This is a genomic window from Seinonella peptonophila, from assembly GCF_900129355.1.
Lineage (GTDB): Bacteria > Bacillota > Bacilli > Thermoactinomycetales > Thermoactinomycetaceae > Seinonella > Seinonella peptonophila.
Genome location: NZ_FQVL01000001.1, coordinates 39,456 through 57,719, shown reverse-complemented (window position 1 = coordinate 57,719; position 18,264 = coordinate 39,456). Strand labels below are relative to the sequence as shown.

18 protein-coding genes are annotated in these 18,264 nt (G+C 36.8%); 6 read left to right on the top strand and 12 right to left on the bottom strand.

The features are described from left to right. Nucleotides 1–79: 79 nt before the first annotated feature. Nucleotides 80–415 carry a hypothetical protein gene (locus BUB71_RS00275; protein WP_073150118.1) on the bottom strand — a complete coding sequence of 112 codons (336 nt, stop codon included), beginning with the start codon at nt 413–415 and terminating at the stop codon, nt 80–82. 252 nt (nt 416–667) lie between these two features. Further along, a complete protein-coding gene (locus BUB71_RS00270; RefSeq protein ID WP_340148284.1) occupies nt 668–1,072 on the bottom strand; it encodes a DoxX family protein in 405 nt (134 codons plus the stop codon). Nucleotides 1,073–1,349: 277 nt separating this feature from the next. Here BUB71_RS00270 and BUB71_RS19320 point away from each other — a divergent pair, with 277 nt between their 5' ends. Together BUB71_RS19320 and BUB71_RS00265 are read left to right on the top strand one after the other, a co-directional pair. Then, entirely contained in the window at nt 1,350–1,523 is a 174-nt protein-coding gene (locus BUB71_RS19320) for a hypothetical protein (RefSeq protein WP_175552233.1), read from the top strand. Between the two features lie 318 nt (nt 1,524–1,841). Then, on the top strand, nt 1,842–2,195 hold the full coding sequence (locus BUB71_RS00265) for a beta/gamma crystallin-related protein (RefSeq protein ID WP_073150110.1): 354 nt from the start codon (nt 1,842–1,844) through the stop codon (nt 2,193–2,195). Between the two features lie 127 nt (nt 2,196–2,322). Here the strand turns inward: BUB71_RS00265 and BUB71_RS00260 are convergent, their stop codons facing one another. The 6 genes from BUB71_RS00260 to BUB71_RS00235 form a co-directional block, all read right to left on the bottom strand. Continuing rightward, a complete protein-coding gene (locus tag BUB71_RS00260; protein WP_217653521.1) occupies nt 2,323–3,783 on the bottom strand; it encodes a CoA-acylating methylmalonate-semialdehyde dehydrogenase in 1,461 nt (486 codons plus the stop codon). Nucleotides 3,784–3,795: 12 nt separating this feature from the next. Next, entirely contained in the window at nt 3,796–4,971 is a 1,176-nt protein-coding gene (locus BUB71_RS00255; protein ID WP_073150106.1) for a saccharopine dehydrogenase family protein, read from the bottom strand. Further along, nucleotides 4,968–5,735, bottom strand: a complete 768-nt coding sequence (locus BUB71_RS00250) for an amino acid ABC transporter ATP-binding protein (RefSeq protein WP_073150102.1) — start codon at nt 5,733–5,735, stop codon at nt 4,968–4,970. Before BUB71_RS00250 ends, BUB71_RS00255 begins: the two co-directional genes overlap by 4 nt. Then, complete coding sequence (locus BUB71_RS00245) at nt 5,713–6,387, bottom strand: amino acid ABC transporter permease (RefSeq protein WP_073150099.1); 675 nt, start codon at nt 6,385–6,387, stop codon at nt 5,713–5,715. The genes BUB71_RS00250 and BUB71_RS00245 overlap by 23 nt, the downstream gene beginning before the upstream one ends. Nucleotides 6,388–6,405: 18 nt before the next feature. Next, a complete protein-coding gene (locus tag BUB71_RS00240) occupies nt 6,406–7,179 on the bottom strand; it encodes a substrate-binding periplasmic protein (RefSeq protein ID WP_073150095.1) in 774 nt (257 codons plus the stop codon). A gap of 178 nt (nt 7,180–7,357) precedes the next feature. Then, complete coding sequence (locus BUB71_RS00235) at nt 7,358–8,737, bottom strand: sigma-54 interaction domain-containing protein (protein WP_073150091.1); 1,380 nt, start codon at nt 8,735–8,737, stop codon at nt 7,358–7,360. A gap of 86 nt (nt 8,738–8,823) precedes the next feature. On the opposite strand from BUB71_RS00235, the gene gabT reads away from it, so the two are divergent. Continuing rightward, nucleotides 8,824–10,161 carry a 4-aminobutyrate--2-oxoglutarate transaminase gene (gene gabT / locus BUB71_RS00230; protein WP_073150089.1) on the top strand — a complete coding sequence of 446 codons (1,338 nt, stop codon included), beginning with the start codon at nt 8,824–8,826 and terminating at the stop codon, nt 10,159–10,161. 76 nt (nt 10,162–10,237) lie between these two features. Here gabT and rpoN read toward each other — a convergent pair whose 3' ends face one another. Further along, nucleotides 10,238–11,551 (bottom strand): RNA polymerase factor sigma-54, encoded by a 1,314-nt coding sequence (gene rpoN, locus BUB71_RS00225; RefSeq protein ID WP_073150086.1) that lies wholly within the window; start codon nt 11,549–11,551, stop codon nt 10,238–10,240. Nucleotides 11,552–11,790: 239 nt separating this feature from the next. Here rpoN and BUB71_RS00220 point away from each other — a divergent pair, with 239 nt between their 5' ends. Next, a complete protein-coding gene (locus tag BUB71_RS00220) occupies nt 11,791–12,732 on the top strand; it encodes a sporulation protein (RefSeq protein ID WP_084730850.1) in 942 nt (313 codons plus the stop codon). A gap of 292 nt (nt 12,733–13,024) precedes the next feature. Here BUB71_RS00220 and BUB71_RS00215 read toward each other — a convergent pair whose 3' ends face one another. Further along, the gene (locus BUB71_RS00215) at nt 13,025–13,444 is read right to left on the bottom strand and encodes an excalibur calcium-binding domain-containing protein (RefSeq protein ID WP_073150079.1); all 420 of its coding nucleotides are present in this window, start codon (nt 13,442–13,444) and stop codon (nt 13,025–13,027) included. 834 nt (nt 13,445–14,278) lie between these two features. Next, on the bottom strand, nt 14,279–15,067 hold the full coding sequence (locus tag BUB71_RS00210; protein WP_073150076.1) for a PhzF family phenazine biosynthesis protein: 789 nt from the start codon (nt 15,065–15,067) through the stop codon (nt 14,279–14,281). A gap of 90 nt (nt 15,068–15,157) precedes the next feature. Between BUB71_RS00210 and BUB71_RS00205 the strand changes: the two genes are divergently transcribed. Together BUB71_RS00205 and BUB71_RS00200 are read left to right on the top strand one after the other, a co-directional pair. Continuing rightward, a complete protein-coding gene (locus BUB71_RS00205; protein WP_073150073.1) occupies nt 15,158–15,760 on the top strand; it encodes a GNAT family N-acetyltransferase in 603 nt (200 codons plus the stop codon). 355 nt (nt 15,761–16,115) lie between these two features. Next, complete coding sequence (locus BUB71_RS00200) at nt 16,116–17,177, top strand: Cfr family 23S rRNA (adenine(2503)-C(8))-methyltransferase (protein WP_073150070.1); 1,062 nt, start codon at nt 16,116–16,118, stop codon at nt 17,175–17,177. 262 nt (nt 17,178–17,439) lie between these two features. Here BUB71_RS00200 and BUB71_RS00195 read toward each other — a convergent pair whose 3' ends face one another. Next, on the bottom strand, nt 17,440–18,153 hold the full coding sequence (locus BUB71_RS00195; RefSeq protein WP_073150067.1) for an alpha/beta fold hydrolase: 714 nt from the start codon (nt 18,151–18,153) through the stop codon (nt 17,440–17,442). Between the last annotated feature and the right edge of the window lie 111 nt (nt 18,154–18,264).

Genomic DNA, 18,264 nt, shown 5'->3' with positions numbered 1-18,264 from the left:
ATCTAACTCATGACAGCCCCCACCCTTTTTGGCGAGGGCGGGGACTGTCATGAGTTAGATGTGCATATACATATTGGATTTATAGTTCCTGATAGGCTCTCTTACCCAAATGCCCCAGGATGAAGGCTCCCAGGAAGATCAGAGTGAAGGTGACACCACCACCGATCAGATCAGCAAGAGGCATCTGGAACTTGGACTCGTCGAACAAGACGTCAGGCAGCGATCCGTCCTTCGGATGGTACCACTGGTAAGACTGATCAACGAAGATGGAGAGGATTTTCCAGATGATTCCCCCGATCACCATGCCGATCATTCCTCCAGTGAAAAATCCGCCGATCTGGTACGCCGACCGGGTTTGACAGAAGTAGCCATAGATGACAGTCACCACGATGAACAAAATCCCCAACCAGCTCATGTCTAACTCCAATTTCCCGTATTGAACGGTTCCGTTTTGCGGTAGCTTACAAATGGAGCTCCCCGGAGTGATACCTCCTATTCAATCCTCAGGGGTGCGAATACGAAATAGTCTATATCTATTCAATACCATATCATACAACCGATAAATATGAAATTCCATATTTATGTAGATTTCCATATCTTCGTGAAATATGAAACAGAAAAGAACCTGCTCAATCATTGAACAAGTCCTTTCATTCAATTTAAACCCTTATTCTTCAATATCTTTCTGTTTTCTCTTCAGTGGAAACAGGTTACGTAGTTTCTCATCGCGCAACCATAGACCACCCCACATAAATAAAGCAAGATAAACAGGGAATAAAATATTGGTAAATAATGGTGCATCAACGCGTAAATTTGTAACAATCGCACCACCCAAGTAACCTGTTAATAAGATGGCTCCTAAAATTGAAGTACTTGGAAATGCATATAACAATGTAGGTATCAGTCCAAGGATTCCAATGATCACAATATGATGCTCTAAGAATCCTAATTGTAATGTTCCACTGATTACTTGCTTAGCCTTTAATAGCTTAGACACACTGTCAAATAACATAAAAATAATAACCAAAATACTCATGATCCTTGCAACCCAGATTGTTGTTTTTGTTTTCACTTCACTTATCTCCTTTTTAATAAGAATCCACTAACCAAATATACGTTCTTATTATATCATATAATTGATCTAAAATAAATATTATTCATTCCATTATAAATAAATTTCTATTTTATATTCATTCTCCATTTAATGCCGATAATATGATATATACATATAATATAATTAAATTTAAACTTAAAATTATTTATTATTTAAATATAAAAATTAGATTTCTACATAAACAGATCGGGAAATAAGAAGGTGTAAACCACACGAATAAGTGGAGGTGAATATAGTGGCAGAAAATGATAACCACAAACCAAAAAAAGGAACCGATGGCGTAGCTATCGATTCTGAAAAACATAAAAGAATAATGAGAGCTTTGCAAGGGGCAATTGATGGTAATCCTGTTTCAGAAGCGACATATAAATATACAGTAGGAGAAGGTAATACAAGAGAAGTGAATTGATCATGTTACCTCCATAGATTAAATAGTGAAAGAAGCGTTGAACCTATGATTCCATTTAAAATTGAGACAGGATATTCTTAAAATGATATTTAGAGAGAAATCTTCCTCTTACAAAATGTTAACCACCACTTTCATTCCCTCCCTTTCATACCACCATTTAAGGCATGTCCACTTCCTGATATCATACAATTTCTCTATACTACGGAATTTGTTGAATGCAAACAGTATACTGCGATTTTTTTCAGTATTTGTCATTTTTTCTTCGTTGTATAAATAATAATAAATGTATTTCGAAAACTAATCAGGAGTGTGATTTGTTTGAAAAAACTTTTTGCTCTTTTATCAGCAGCGATGATTATTTGTGCTCTAATTGCCCCTACTGACTCTTTTGCTGCCCGTAAATCCTGCGTAACTCTCTATGAGCATATCAATTATGGCGGCAAATCAATCAGACTCTGTTCTAATGATTCTACATTGGTGAACAATGATTGGAATGATATTGCTTCATCAGCAAAAGTATCCAATGGAAATGGTGTAAATCTTTATGAACATATCAACTATGGTGGTGATCGAATTACTCTGCGTCCTGGCAATTACTCCGATTTTCGAAATCTAGATCGTGGCAGTAGTAACAACTGGAATGATGTTGTCTCATCTGTAGCCATAAGATAAGCTAAATACTTCAAAACCCTGGGCAAAAATATCATCTATTTACTTGATAAATTAATTTAATTCCTCTTATCCACTAGCACCAGAATAAACTGAAACCTAGACACATAGGTTGTCCAGGTTTCAGTGTTTAATATCTTGCCGTTACCATCTTCTTTCGCGTGTAAAACTCAACACCATCACGCCCATTTGCATGAAGGTCACCATAAAAAGATTTCTTATACCCAGAGAAAGGAAAGAATGCCATCGGAGCGGGTACACCTAAATTAATTCCTAGCATCCCAGCATCAATCTCTTCGCGAAATTGCCGAATTGCACGGGCACTATCTGTATAAAGACAAGCACCATTTGCAAATTCTGATTGATTTGCAATAGCAATCGCTTCATCTAATGTCTCTACACGAACAATTGACAAAACAGGAGCAAAAATTTCATCTTTCCATATCTTCATCTTCGGCGTTACATAATCAAAAATAGTGGGGCCAATAAAATATCCTTTTCCTTTCGTCATACGATCTTCCCGTCCATCTCGTATCAATCGAGCCCCTTCACCTTCTCCTATACGAATATAGTTAATCGTTCTTTCCTTATGATCGTGTCGTATGACGGGTCCAAGAAACACATCAGGATCTAGTCCATCGCCAATCTGAATAGAATCGGCAGCCTCCTGTAAACGACGCACTAAAGGATCAGCAATTTCACCTACAGCAACTACTACAGCACACGCCATACATCGTTCGCCAGCAGAGCCAAAAGCAGCACCTATAATATTTTTAACAGCCAGGTCTAAGTCCGCATCAGGCATGACAATGGAGTGATTTTTCGCTCCGGCAAGTGCTTGAACACGTTTATCATGTGCAGCAGCTGTTCGATAAACGTATTCTGCAACAGGTTTTGATCCAACAAAAGAGATCGCCTCTATCTCGGGATGTTCCAACATGCCATTTACAATTTCATGTGCTCCATGCACAACGCTTAAAACACCAGCTGGCAACCCAGCTTCTAAAAATAGCTCGGCAAGTCGATTCGCTAATAGTGGCGTTCTTTCAGATGGTTTTAAAACAAATGTATTTCCACAGGCAATTGCTAATGGAAACATCCAACACGGAACCATCATTGGAAAATTAAATGGTGTAATCCCAGCCACAACGCCTAATGGATAGCGATACATTCCAGACTCAATCCCTGTAGCAATATCGGGGAGCTGGCTTCCCATTAGCAGAGTTGGTGCACCGGCAGCAAATTCAACACATTCAATTCCTCTTTGTACTTCACCATGAGCTTCTTCGAGACTTTTTCCATTTTCAAGAGTGATCAATCGAGCTAATTCATCCCAATGTTCAATTAAAAGTTGTTGGTAACGAAACAAAATTCGGGCACGTTTTGGAACCGCTGTTCTTTTCCATGAGGCAAATGCTTTCCTAGCTAGCTCAACAGCTTGACTTAATTCAGCCTTTGTTGAAAGTGGGGCTGTTGCAATCGATTCACCATTTGCTGGATTGGGTACTTCTATATATTCTCCATTTGATTCAAGCCATTGTCCGCCTATTAAATTTTTAACCTTCGTTACTGAGGCATTTTGCAAAGTCATCAAAATCACATCCTACAATGTTTGCGTAAATTGGCTTTGCACAACGATTCCTCGTTGAGCTAATTCACGAAAATAAATTTTAGGTGGAATAGCAGCCTCTGTTGGGAAAAATCCTGGTTCCTTAATTTGCTCACTGCCAATCAAACGAGTCGTTACAGCTGCAGGAAAACCAACAGAAAAAACACCTTGTGACATATCACTCCATGGTTTATATGGATGCAGCACAGAATGTAAAACATACTTTGATTCAATTCCATCTTTAACCCCTGTGATCTCAACTCGTAACGCTTTATGATCATCATGTTCACCATCAGGTACTGTGAAAGATTGTTTTTGAACCAATTGAGATAATACTTGAAGTGGAATCACTTGTTGATCACGCACTTGAATAGGTTCCTTACTGCCCATTCCCAAATTGACTAAAAAACGTAATCTTTCTTCAAATCGTTTTGGCAATGATAATTTGAAAGCAACATTTTGAATTCCTTTATCTTGAAATGTTAGCGGCATAGTAGCTACTTCAGAATGAATTGTATTAAAAACAGTTTGTTTCCCTACTGGGTCAGGGAAATCAATCTCCTCTTGCCCTGAAAACGGTGTCATTTCAACATATTTACCATCTCTAAACTCATATGGATTCATAACAAATTCTTCAATTAATGTCTCAATCGCATATGGAGGAATAAAACTATCCTCTGGTGCATTAAAATTAACAATTCCATCTAGAATCTTTATTGAATGGACTTGATCTAGATGATCATATCCATAGCGAGCCATTACATTGACAATACCAGGCGCGCTACCAGAGCCAACAATACCAGTAATTCCTGCTTCTTTAAATCGATCATGAAATTCAAGCTGTTTTAAAGCCCAATGAAATAGTCCGCCAAAATCTGTGTAATGGGTTCTCGATTCAATACAAGCCTCCATCACCTTTAAGTTAAAATGATGCGAAGTAGCATTTAGACAAACATCGTATGCATCGAGTAATCGCACAAGAGCTTGATGGTCATTTAAATCGATTCTTTCAACTTTTACTTTGTCAGAGCCTAAATGTTGTCTTCTTTGTTCAATTGCCTCCAAATTCAGATCAGCTAATAGCAATTCATCAACAGAAGGATGTTCTACAAAATCGCGAATTGCTCCCCAAACGACTTTTCCGGCTCCTCCAATCACCGCTACTTTCATAAACGATTTCCTCCCTCATATCGTTGCAAAAACTTTTGTACACGATCTGGCTGATTCTTTCCAAAAAACTGCTCTGGCGGTGCCTCGTGAATGATATTCCCATCATCCATAAAGACGATGCGATCCGCGGCATCCTGAGCAAAGCCCATTTCATGTGTTACAACCACCATAGTTAAACCTTCCTCTTTTAACTCTTTCATCACTGATAAGACTTCGCCAACAAGTTCAGGATCAAGCGCTGATGTAGGTTCATCGAACAAAACAATTTTTGGTCTCATCGCTAAAGAACGAGCAATGGCAACCCTTTGTTGCTGCCCTCCTGATAACGAAAAAGGATGGGCATCTCGTTTATCTGATAAACCTACCTTCTTTAATAAGCTCTCTCCGTAAGTGATTGCTTCTTCTTTTGCTTGCTTACGCACATGTACAGGTCCTTCAATAATATTTTCTAAAACTGTCATATGCGGAAATAGATGAAAACCCTGAAAAACCATTCCGATCTCCATTCGAAATTGATTCCATTCCTTTGGATCACGTTTGATTTTGTTACCATTTTGTTCACGATAGAGCATCGATTCTCCCTCTAGAAACATATCACCGCTTGATGGAACTTCTAGAAAATTCATCGTTCGCAATAAAGTACTTTTACCGCTCCCACTCGGTCCCAAAATGACAACTACTTCACCTTTATAAACCGCGAAATTTACACCTTTTAGTACCTCGTTTTGTCCAAACGTTTTTCTAATGTCTTTCAGCTGAAGCATGTTGATGATCCCCCCGTTTCTCTAAATAATCAACGAGTAGAGAGATCGGATAATGTAAAATCCAATACATAATCGCTACCATCGTGAAAATTTCCATATTCTTAAAGGTAGCTGCAGCTATAATCTCACCCTGATGCATCAATTCGCCAACCGTTATCACAGCAGCTAATGAAGAGTTTTTCAATAAAATAATCGCCGAGTTACCTATTGGAGGTAATGCATTTCGAATGGCCTGTGGCAAAATAATCCTTCGCATCGCTAAGGAGTAGTTCATCCCCAAGGATTGGGCTGCTTCCGTCTGACCTTTTGGAACAGATTTAATCCCTGCCCGAAAAATTTCAGCTAAATATGCGCTTTCATTGATTGACAATCCAATTATGCCAGCTTGAAATGGGGTTAATTCTATTCCTAAGTCAGGAAAAACAAAATAAACATAGACCAATTGAACCAAAAGTGGTGTTCCACGAATAATGCTGACATAAATACTACAGATGCGATAGATGATACGATTTCGTGAAATTCTCCCTAGACCGATAAATAGACCTACTATCAATGCTAAGATAAGGGAGATTACAGTTAATTCAATCGTAAGCCAAGCACCTTCGAGCAAAGCTGGAAAAAACATTTTTACATCTTTAATCAACTCACTCATTGCCGATAATCTCCCTCCTTATTCCCATTTGACCCCCCATTTTTTATAAATCTGTTGGAACGATCCATCTTTCTTCATTTCATCAATGGCTTTATTTAGTTTCTCAAGTAATTTTGTGTTACCCTTTGCTAAACCAATTCCTGTTTCTCCAACAACAGAAGGTTTATATTCTTCTACAACTTGTATCTTAAAATTAGGATTTTGTTGTTTGAGATACGTGATGACTGGCCCATCTGCAATAACAGCATCTAAACGCTTGTTATCCAAGTCTTTTAGCATCTCACCAATTGCCTTGTAAACTTTTAATTCTTTTGCAACCCCTTTTTTCTCAACAAAATCTTTATACGTTGTTCCTAACTGAACTCCGACAACTTTACCTTTTAAGTCATCAATTGTTTTCGTTTTGTTATCACCTTTTTGAACAACTAATCCTTCACCAAAACCAAAAACAGGTTTTGTGAATGCAACCTCTTTTTTTCGTTCATCTGTCATAATCATACCTGCTGCAATCGCATCAACTTTTCTCTCTTTTACTGAGGAAATTAATGTAGAAAATTGCATAGGCTTAATTTCAATTTTTTGTCCAATTCGCTTCCCTAACTCATTTACAATATCAACCATAATTCCGTCGATTTTATTGGTTTCGGTGTTTAAAAATGTATACGGAGGACCTGTAGGCGTTGAAGCTACTTTTAACGTTTGCCCACTACTCCCACCTGTTTGTCCTCCACCACATGCAGTAAGGGCAACGATCGAAACAACTGCTAATATCGCTATTAAAAACTTTTTCATCTACCTTCCTCCTTGTTTATTAGATTGAACGATGGAATGAATATTTATTTATAAAGTTTTACGATTTACTTAATAAGCAAGTTAGATGCCAAACGAAAAAAATCATATAATCAATAAAAAAACACCAAGCATTTTGATGCTTGATGTCATTTATCATCAAGATTGATGCATGATAGCATCAATCGATTAAATCGTGACTTTGTAGTTTACGAACAACTGTAGATTGATGAATTCCCAGATAATCCGCCATTTCTCGAGTGGTTCTGCACTCACGTTTTGCTTGTAACAATAGGTCTCGTTCTACATTTTTCAGCACAGTTGGTAAATGTAATGGATTGGTATTCCTTTTTGTCTCATAATGTTCAACGCTGGGTAACTGCTCATCCTCTAATAATGAATCAAATATTTGTCCAGTTACGACAAAACGTTCCACTGTATTTTCTAACTCTCGAACATTGCCAGGCCATTGATAACGAAGTAGTAATTGCAATTGATGTTCTGATAAAAATCTCTTTTTGTTATATTTTTGATTAAATCTTTCTAAAAAATGGATAGTTAAATCATAAATATCTTCTTTTCTCTCTCGTAATGGAGGAATCAGCATAGGGATCACATGAATCCGATAATATAGATCCTGACGAAATTTCTTTCTTTGTACCATCTCTTCTAGATTTTGATTTGTAGCAGTTAATACACGAATATCTACATCGTGCTCTTTTGCCCCCCCTACACGCATTACTTTTCTTTCCTGCAATACACGTAACAACTTCACTTGAAGATGTAGCGGCAATTCACTAATCTCATCTAGAAAAACAGTCCCTCCATTCGCTAGCTCAAAAATCCCCAATTTGCCGCCTTTTTTCGCTCCTGAAAACGCTCCAGACTCATATCCAAACAGCTCGGTTTCCAATAGATTCTCGGGAATGGCACCGCAGTTAATGGTGATAAATGGTTTCTCTTTTCGGTCACTCCACTGATGAATATGTGTTGCTACTACTTGTTTTCCAACTCCTGTCTCTCCCAAGATCAATACAGATGCATCCGAATATGCAACCGTATGCATCAATTCGGTGACCTTGATCATTGCTTTACTTTTAACGATAAAAGTTGTTTCCTCTAAAGTTTCTTGCTTCAAACGCAGTAATTCCTTTTGATATCCCTCCATTAGATTGGTCAACTCTGCCAATTGTTTTTGTAAATGATTGATTTCAGATATATCTTTTGATATAGCAATAATTCGAATAATTTCTCCTGATTCACTTCGAATCGGAATTGCTTCAACAAGCAATGTATTACCAGAACGAGTATGTTGTACAATTGACTCTTTCTTACCAGATTCCAAAACAGAACGGGTAACAGAGGGATAGAAAATCTTACGACGTTCTAAATCATATACATTTTCCCCTATCAACTCTTCTGGAGCTAAACCGCATGTATGAGCAACAGACTCACTAACACGCAAAACTTTTCCATGTCTATCCGTAACAAAAATACTTTGATAAGATGTATGAAAGATAGCTTCTAATTCTTGTAATAGCCAATGATCTTGCCTCTCCATACCATCACTCCTTAGTCCATGTTTCTTGGCATCAAACTTGCATTATAAAAAATAAAACAATTGATTGCAAAAGGAGAAACAGCCAAATGAAAAACCAATCCCCTCATTTATCCACATCGATTCCAGGCCCAAAGTCAGCTCACCTATTGGAGAAGAGAGAAAAGCACATTCCTAGAGGCGTTTCCAATACTGTTCCTGCATTTGCTGAGAAAGGCGAAGGAGCGCTAATCAAGGATGTTGATGGTAACATTTACATTGACCTTGCTGGTGCGATTGGAACGCAAAATACAGGTCATTGTCCACCATCAGTAATCGAAGCACTAAAAAAACAACTTGACCAATATATGCATCCAGGCTTCAACGTAATCATGTATGAACCTTATATTCGGTTAGCTGAAAAACTAAATCAAATTACACCTGGAAATCAAACGAAAAAGACTTTCTTCTTAAATAGCGGCGCAGAAGCTGTAGAAAATGCGGTTAAAATTGCAAGAAAATATACAGGACGAAAAGCCATTATTTCTTTCGAGCGAGGATTTCATGGACGAACTCTTTTAGGTATGTCATTAACCAGCAAAGTAAAACCTTACAAATTAGACTTTGGACCATTTGCCCCTGAGACTTATAAATTTCCTTATCCATACTATTATCGAAAAGGATTAGAGATATCGAATGAACAACTTGATCAATATCTATTAGATCGTCTGGAAGACTTTTTTATTACTGAGGTACCTGCAAAAGATGTAGCTGCAATCATTATGGAGCCTGTACAAGGCGAAGGCGGTTTTATCGTCCCTTCTAAAGCATTTGTTCAAGGCGTTAAAATTATATGCGAGAAATATGGAATTCTATTTATAGCTGATGAAATCCAAACAGGATTTGGTCGAACAGGAAAAATGTTTGCAATGGAACATTTTGAGGTAGAGCCTGATTTGATCACTCTTTCAAAATCGATTGCTGCTGGTATTCCGATCAGCGCTGTAACAGGAAGAGCAGATGTGATGGATGCTCCAGCCCCAGGAGAAATTGGTGGTACTTATGGAGGTAGTCCATTAGGTTGTATAGCTGCTTTAGAGGTAATTGAACTACTTGAAAATGGCCAACTCCTTGAGCGAGCTCAACAAATAGGCGAAACGATTCGCAATTACTTCTATCAACTCAAACAAAACTCCCCCTATATTGGTGATATACGAGGTTTAGGCGCTATGACTGCGATTGAATTGATTAAAGACCAAACAAGCCGTACTCCACATGCTGAGTTAACATCTCATATCATTCAAACAGCATATCAACGTGGTGTTATCATGTTAAGTGCTGGACTGCATAGCAATGTGATCCGTTTCTTATCACCCTTCGTCATCACAGATGAACAGCTTGCATCAGCGTTGGAGATCATTGCAGAGATAATCAAGGAGTATAAATAAATTGAATCCATTCTAAGCATCCATCACATTCGGATGCTTTTTTCTGTTTGAAGGCGATTACGAAAAAAGGTTTCATTCAAGCTTCGCGGCGAATGGAGGAAGCAGGAATCCCTAATTCATCTCGATATTTTGCAACAGTGCGACGTGAAATACGTATCCCTAAATGTTGTAGTTGCTGTCCGATTTTCTGATCTGATAAAGGGCGTAGCTTTGATTCATTAGTAATGAGACGTTTAATTTCCATTTTAATTGACTCAGTATGAACCATTCCCTGATCAGAAGCAATTCCTGATGGAAAAAAGAAACGAAATGGAAAAATGCCTCGTGGTGTTTGTACATATTTATGTTGTGTTGCTCTACTCACTGTTGATTCATGCAACTCGACTCGTTCAGCTACTTTCTTTAGTGTTAATGGTTTTAAACCTGCTATACCATGCTCAAAAAAATCTTGTTGATATTCTACAATCACTTCAGCCACACGTTCGATGGTATTACGCCGTTGTTCAATCCCCTTAATCAATCCTATACCTGACTGAATTTGATTCTTAACATATTGGATTACTTCGATTGGCTGATCTGTTGCCGTTCGAATCAACTGACGATATCGAGAACTAATACGAAGTTGAGGCCAATCCCGTTCATTACTTCTCACTTGAAATTGATCTCCTTTTTTCTCAACGGTAACGTCTGGCAAAATATATTGAGTTGAATGCGGAGCATAAAGAAGTCCAGGTCGTGGTTGACAAGTTCGAATGATCTCGATCGCTTCTTTTACTTCATTTATTTCTACATCTAAATGCTTGGCAATCATCGATAATCGACCTTGTGCTAACTCTAGTAAATATTGTTGAACAATTCTATTTGCAGTTTCATTTTGCTTTGTTTTTCGACTAAGCTGCAACATTAAGCATTCTTCTAAAGAACTCGCACCTATACCCGCGGGTTCTAACGATTGGAGTAAATGTAAGGCTTCCGAGGCTTCCGCTAGAGAAACGGATAAATGATTGCAAATTTGTTGTAATGTTAAATCGAGATATCCTCTTTCATCTAGGTTCCCAATTAAATAGATGCAAATGGAATATATATCTGGTTTTAAATCTAGATAATGAAGCTGTTGCTCAAGATAATCTGCCAATGACTGACTTTGTACATCTACAATCTCATCATAAATAACAGGGGTAGAACGTTCTCGATGATTAGGTAATGGGCTGTTTAAAAATTCTAGCCACTTGTCAAAGTCATGCATTTCTAGTACAGGATTTTCTATGATTTGTTCCTGAATAAACCCGACTAAATCTATTGTGGAAAATTGTAAGATTTGTATCGCTTGACGCAGCTCTGCTGTCAAAACAAGATTTAACCGCTGCTCCAACTGCTGGCTCAAGTTCATTGTTCCTCACCCTTCCACTAAATCCATTTAAAATATATATGAATTTTAACATACTAATCATTAACACATGAACTGTTTGCATGATAATGGAAATTGAATACTTGATCTCCATTTTTAAAAAAGTGAATCCAACGAATTGACATAAAATATCTATATGAAATGATAATGTGATCAGCTAATATAGAAAAAAGTATGCTAATAATTGTATTGGGGCTTTAAATTTTTTAGGAAAATTTTAATTGGAGGTTCAAACACTCTTGTTCAAGAAATTTTTGGCGAAATTAGGAAAAGGATCAACAACAGTCGATTTAGTCATTGATAAACATGAATACAAGCTTGGTGAGCAAATTTTCGGGCAAATTGTTCTCAAAGGCGGTACAATTGAACAGTATATTAACAAATTAGAAGTTGAATTAACATTACGTATTGCCGCTAAAGAACAACACTACTCACAGTTAATCCAAAGTTTCGTTTTTGATGAACCTTTTAAAATTCAACCTGAAGAAGAAAAACACTACCCTTTCCACTATGAATTACCTTATAATCTTTTGATTACAGGCCCACACATCTCTTACGACTTTGTTACTCATCTTGATATTAAAGGTGGGGTTGATAGTACCGATCGAGACCCTATCACAATTCAGCCTCCTGATCATTTGCAAAATATATTATTTGCATTTGAACAGTTAGGTTTTCGTGAAAAGTATGACTCCCGTTCTTTTGATGGTTCTTATCAAGAATTTGAGTTAACTCCTACAACGTACTATCATGATCAAATAGAAGAGTTAGAATTCAATGTTATTTTTGAGGAAACTGGAATTGCACTTCTTTTAGAACTGGATCTCTACTCATTTTTAGGCGAGAAAGAAATTCATAGAGAGCTTTTCATTGAACATGATCTGTTAAATAATGTTGAACAACTTACATCATACTTTCAACAAATCATCGATGAAATGATTGCATCTCCAGCTCAATATCATCATAGTGACAAAAAACATCTATTATCTAAATACCCTGTTACGAAAATTCTTGGTGGTGCTGCCGTGGGACTGATCGCCGCTGGACTGCTGAAAGAAACCATCGATGATATTGATGATCTTGTGGATGATAACGAAGATGATAATACTGATTACCAAGATGACGACGAAGGATTTAGCTTTTTTGATGATGATGAAGATTAAACATCAAAAAAGAAACTTTTCTTTACGTTTAGTCTAAGGAATATTTATGTTTACACATTTAATTCTTCTAATGAAAAACGAATTATAAATATTACCTCACTTCATTATGACTGCAAAGTTCTGAGCAGTGTTATAACACTGCTCAGCTGCACAAAAATTTTTTGAATAAAATGTCAGGATTGATTAGATCTTTATAGCTATCATTCTAACTTACCTAAAGAGAATGAAAATAATGAGTCCCTATTCATCTGGGAACCCACTTCTCAAACTTTTCTTTATGATCTCAAACCCATTATTTACTATTGTTAAGATTTTTGTGATTTTTATTGAAACCTTTATTTGTCTCACATGCTAAACCATCATGATCAGGATCAAGCCCATTCACATTTTTCTTCTTAGAACCGCCACGTTTTTCAAAAAAATCTTGTGCCGCTTTCCAAGTCGCAAAATTTTTACATGTAAAATCATTTGGATTCCTGTAGTTCTTGTTAAATCCTTTGTTAGATTCACAAGCTAGACCATCATGATCTCGGTCCAAACCATCTATATTATTCTTTTTTGAGCCGCCTTTTATTTCAAAATATGTTTGCGCATCTTTCCATGTTTTAAAATCTTTGCAATTCTTATTCGCAGCAGAAGATATATCAGGTGGAACAAGATAGAAACTAAACAAGAAAGCAACTACAATAAATAATCCAGATAAACGTTTCATGAAAAACCTCCCTGTTATATGTATAAATGGATTCAAGTATTTATTCGATATCTTATAAACATTTGGGGTTATCTTTCAGAAGATAAGACTTAGTAAAACCATTGAACTACTACCACCTACAGAGGTGGTAGATTCCTGCGAACACCAGACCAACGTCCAGTTATCTTAGCAGGCTCTACCCGCCGTCCCAGCGGTGAAAACAAAGTATGCTCTGCTATGCTCCCTACTTTCGCTTGGTTTTCGCAACTTCGGTGAGCTGGGTGGTTGAAGATTTTACGTTACTGACCCTTTCCAGCAACAACCCCATATCTTCAGTTTTCAAAGAATTAAAACTATTCTAACAAAAAAAGTGGTTCTAAGCATCCCTGCAAAAGGGATACCGAACCACGTCCCATTCACCTCACCGCTTGTAGAAGCAGGAGTACTCTTGGACGAATTTGGATAGATATTACAATCGGTATATTTCATTTTAGTTGTTAAAACAAATTTGTTATGACACAGAGTTTAATGGATGGTACTTTCTTAGATTAATAAGATCAATTTGGAATACAGAAAATCTACATAACAAAATTCCCCGCTCTAGATAAGTTGGGAGATTTTGCTATGTAGACAAAGTCACATGATCGGTTCGTGATTCGTGGTTCACAGAGACGCTTCCTATGTGAGACTGTCACGGTCTGGTCAATCTTCACGACCGAGCGAAACTCGCCCTCTTCGGGATCCAGACACTTTGTATAATTGTGCAAATGTATGGAGGGGTTGATATCGTCCGTTTTAAGTCGGCTATATTGCAGTTTTATTATTTATATGTCTACACTGTTTGAAAAAGACAGCTTATTCACTAAGGATTTCTCCTTTTAATACAGTAACTGCTTCCCCACCTAAAAAAACGCGTTCTCCATTCATTCGAACATCTAATGCCCCACCTCGTTTAGAAGCCTGATATGCAGCTAAATGACTTTGGTTTAGCTTTTTCTGCCAATAAGGACCTAAACAACAATGTGCAGAACCTGTCACAGGGTCTTCAAGTATCCCAATTCGGGGAAAAAATGCTCTCGAGATAAAATCATACGCAGAAGATTCAGAACGACTGGTCACAATGACTCCTCTTGTTTCAACTTTAGCCAAAACATCAAAGTTTGGTTTTAAATCTCTGACAATTTCTTCATTTTCAACTTCTATTAAATAATCAAACCTATTTTTCCCTACATATCTTACACCGGTTCCAATTCCCTCCAACAATGTAGGTGGAGCTTCACATTCTGTTTCAGGCTCAGCTGGGAAATCAAGTTCAATTCTCCCTCCATTTTGTCTTGCTTTTAGGAGTCCACTTTTACTAAAAAAAGATATCTCATGTTGATCGGATAGATTCTGTTCCCACAAGATATGAGCACTGGCTAAAGTTGCATGACCACATAGATCTACCTCAGTAGTAGGTGTAAACCATCTAATTTGATAGCCATTCTCTTCAGGAAATAAAAATGCGGTTTCTGATAAATTCATTTCCATTGCAACATTTTGTAACCATTGATCCTCTTTTGGGGCAGTAAGTATACAAACGGCAGCAGGATTTCCTTGAAATGGCTTATCTGTAAATGCATCAACTTGATATATAAATGCCAATCTTTATCTCTCCTTCAAAAGTTACTCGTATGCAGTATCAAAATATGAATCATACTATATTAAAATCTTATCATAAAAAGGACTTCAACCATGAATTCATTTATATTTGAACACCCGCCTACTCTTCAAAACGACCGAATCCAATTGGTACCTATGCAAGAAAAACATGCAATTGATCTTTTTAAAATAAGTGATAAAGCGATTTGGAAATTTATGCTTCAACAAATGGAAACCTTAAAAGATATGCAAACGTGGGTAAAACAAGCAATTCAGATGCGAAAAGAGCATCATGCATTACCTTTTGCTGTTATTCACAAAGAGAATCAACATATCATTGGTGCTACCAGACTTTATGAATTTAACTTCATTCAAAAAAGCTGTGAATTAGGTGCAACTTGGTATCAAAAAAATTATCAGCGCACCTTCGTGAATACAGATTGTAAGTTACTCCTACTTCAATATTGCTTTGAAACATTAGGAATGATCCGAGTACAATTGAAAACCGATGAACGTAATCTTCCTTCACAGAAAGCAATTGAAAGATTGGGAGCAAAAAAAGAGGGATTACTTAGAAACGAACGGATCTTGGAAAACGGTTATATACGTAATGCTTATATTTATTCAATTATTCAATCGGAATGGTCTCAGGTAAAAGAAAACCTTCTTAGAAAAGTAAATGAATACAAATCATGACTTAATCTGTTTCCATTTTTCAAGATATTTAGATATCCATATTAAAATACAGGAAAATCTTGCATTCCTTTGAAAATAATTATATGATTGATTTGTTCGTTACAAAAACGTTGAGGTGAAAAGAGCGATGAAAATTAGCGATATGAGAATTTCTGTACAATCTTTTAATTGTATATCGAAAGCTCATATCGAGTGCTCAGTTCAATATTTCTCAACGTGTTATTTGTTATAAACATGTTTTATTAATATTGCTAAATCAGAGGCACCGGTATGTTCGGTGTCTCTTTTTATTTTCTGATTTCATTTGGCATCGTCATACTGGTGGCCTCTGATAAAACCAGAGGAGGCTTCATCTATGACTGCCAAAAGTAAATATCAACAGATGCAACTATTTTTAAAAGAATTAGGAGAACCAGATTATCGATTTAGACAATTGTTAAATGCTATCTTTCAGCAACGCATTGATAAATTTGAACAAATGACAACTCTACCTAAAACAGTTCGTGGCGAACTGTTAAGTAAATTTGGCACATCCGTAATGAACCTACAACCTGTTCAAATTACATCAACTTCTCAAGCGAAAAAAGTTCTCTTTTCATTGGCTGACGATAATCGAATAGAAGCGGTAGCCATGAAATATAAAGCTGGGTGGGAATCATTTTGTATTTCTTCACAGGCTGGATGTGGATTTGCTTGCAGTTTTTGCGCTACTGGTTCAATTGGACTAAAAAGAAATTTAACTGTTAATGAAATTACAGATCAACTACTTTATTTCCATCTTGCACGCCACTCACTCGATAGTATCTCTTTTATGGGTATGGGTGAAGCTCTAGCAAACCCAACTACATTTCATGCATTAGCCATTTTAACTAATCGAACATTATTCAATCTAAGTCCTAGACGGATCACAGTTTCAACAATTGGAATCATACCGAGCATCCAAAAGTTGACCCAATCTTTTCCTCAAATTAATCTCACATTTTCTTTGCATTCACCTTTTCATGATCAACGAAGTAAATTAATGCCGATCAATGAAAAATACCCTTTGGAAGAAGTGATGTCAGTCCTAGATACGCACATCCGCCAGACACATCGTAAAGTTTACATTGCTTATGTGATTTTACAAGGTATTAACGACACAGAGACTCACATGAAAGGAATCATTGAACTACTAAATAGAAGACCTGAATTAAGACACCTCTATCATGTCAATTTGATTCGTTATAATCCAACCATTGATGCCCCTATACACTATAGACCCACCAATGAATCACAAATCCAACACTGCTTCAAGCTTTTACAAAATGCTGGTGTTCGAGTAACGATTAGGCAATCATTTGGTCAAGACATTGATGCAGCCTGTGGTCAATTATATGGACAATATTCGATTCGAGGAAAACCATCCAAAGATATGTAGTGATATCTCATAATCGATTAGGAAGAGGATGACTAACCCCCCTCTCACAACAACTTACGTACCATTCAACCTCAGAAATTTTCGTTTCCATGGACGGTCAACTGCACTCTTTTCCTGATTGACCTTGAAGTATCTATTGATTTTAGTATCAATTAACCATTAAATGAAAAAAAGACTTGAGACCTCTTTAGAAAACTCAAGTCTTTTTTTCTTAGGCTCGTTAATGATAAATTACTAGAAAATAGGTCGGCAAAAAATTTGGTTACTCAATACTCTCGATAAAGTTATTAATTATCAAACCTAATTGTTGTGGATTACTAAGCATAGGTAGGTGTCCAGTATTTAGTTTTTCGACGCTCTGAGGAGCTAGATTGGCAATCATTTGATCTTGAAACAATGGTGAAAATTCTAGATCATCCATAAGTTTTACATAAATCTTTCTTACATCCGGAATAGAAAATTCTATATTATCTATATAAAGATGTATTGACTCTGGAGAAAAAGAGTTTATAATGTCAGCCGTCTGATCATTTGTTAGATCGTTGCATAATCCTTGTCGAATCGCTGCTTCTGGTGGTTTTGTCCCAAAAATCCGTAACATCAAACTCATAAAGACTCGTTTTGCAAATGGGAAAATCGAGAGAAAAGATCCTCCTTTTTTAGGAACGGCTGCCCCAACTGCAACAAATCCTACCAAACGATCCTGGAACATGTTTGCTATTTTCAAACCAAGTAGCCCTCCAATTGAATGAGCAATTATGACAAACTTATCAATCTCCCATGCTTGTATTTGTTGTTGAATATAAACAGTATATTCTTCAAGTGTAAGCTGTTTTTTAGGTATTGTTGGAAAATCAATTGCCAATACTGGGAGATTCAATTGTTCTGATAGCCCTGACCAAATTCGGCTATGCAATCCTGCTCCATGGATACATACTAAACCTACTGATTGTTTTGATTGATGCACTTTTGCCATCTGGCACCTCTTTCTCTGTCCTTGTTTTATAATTAGAACGACGTTACCATGAGAAGACGTGTTAGGAAAGAACTAAAATTTGTTAAGAAGGAATTCTGTTTTAGCCTCAGG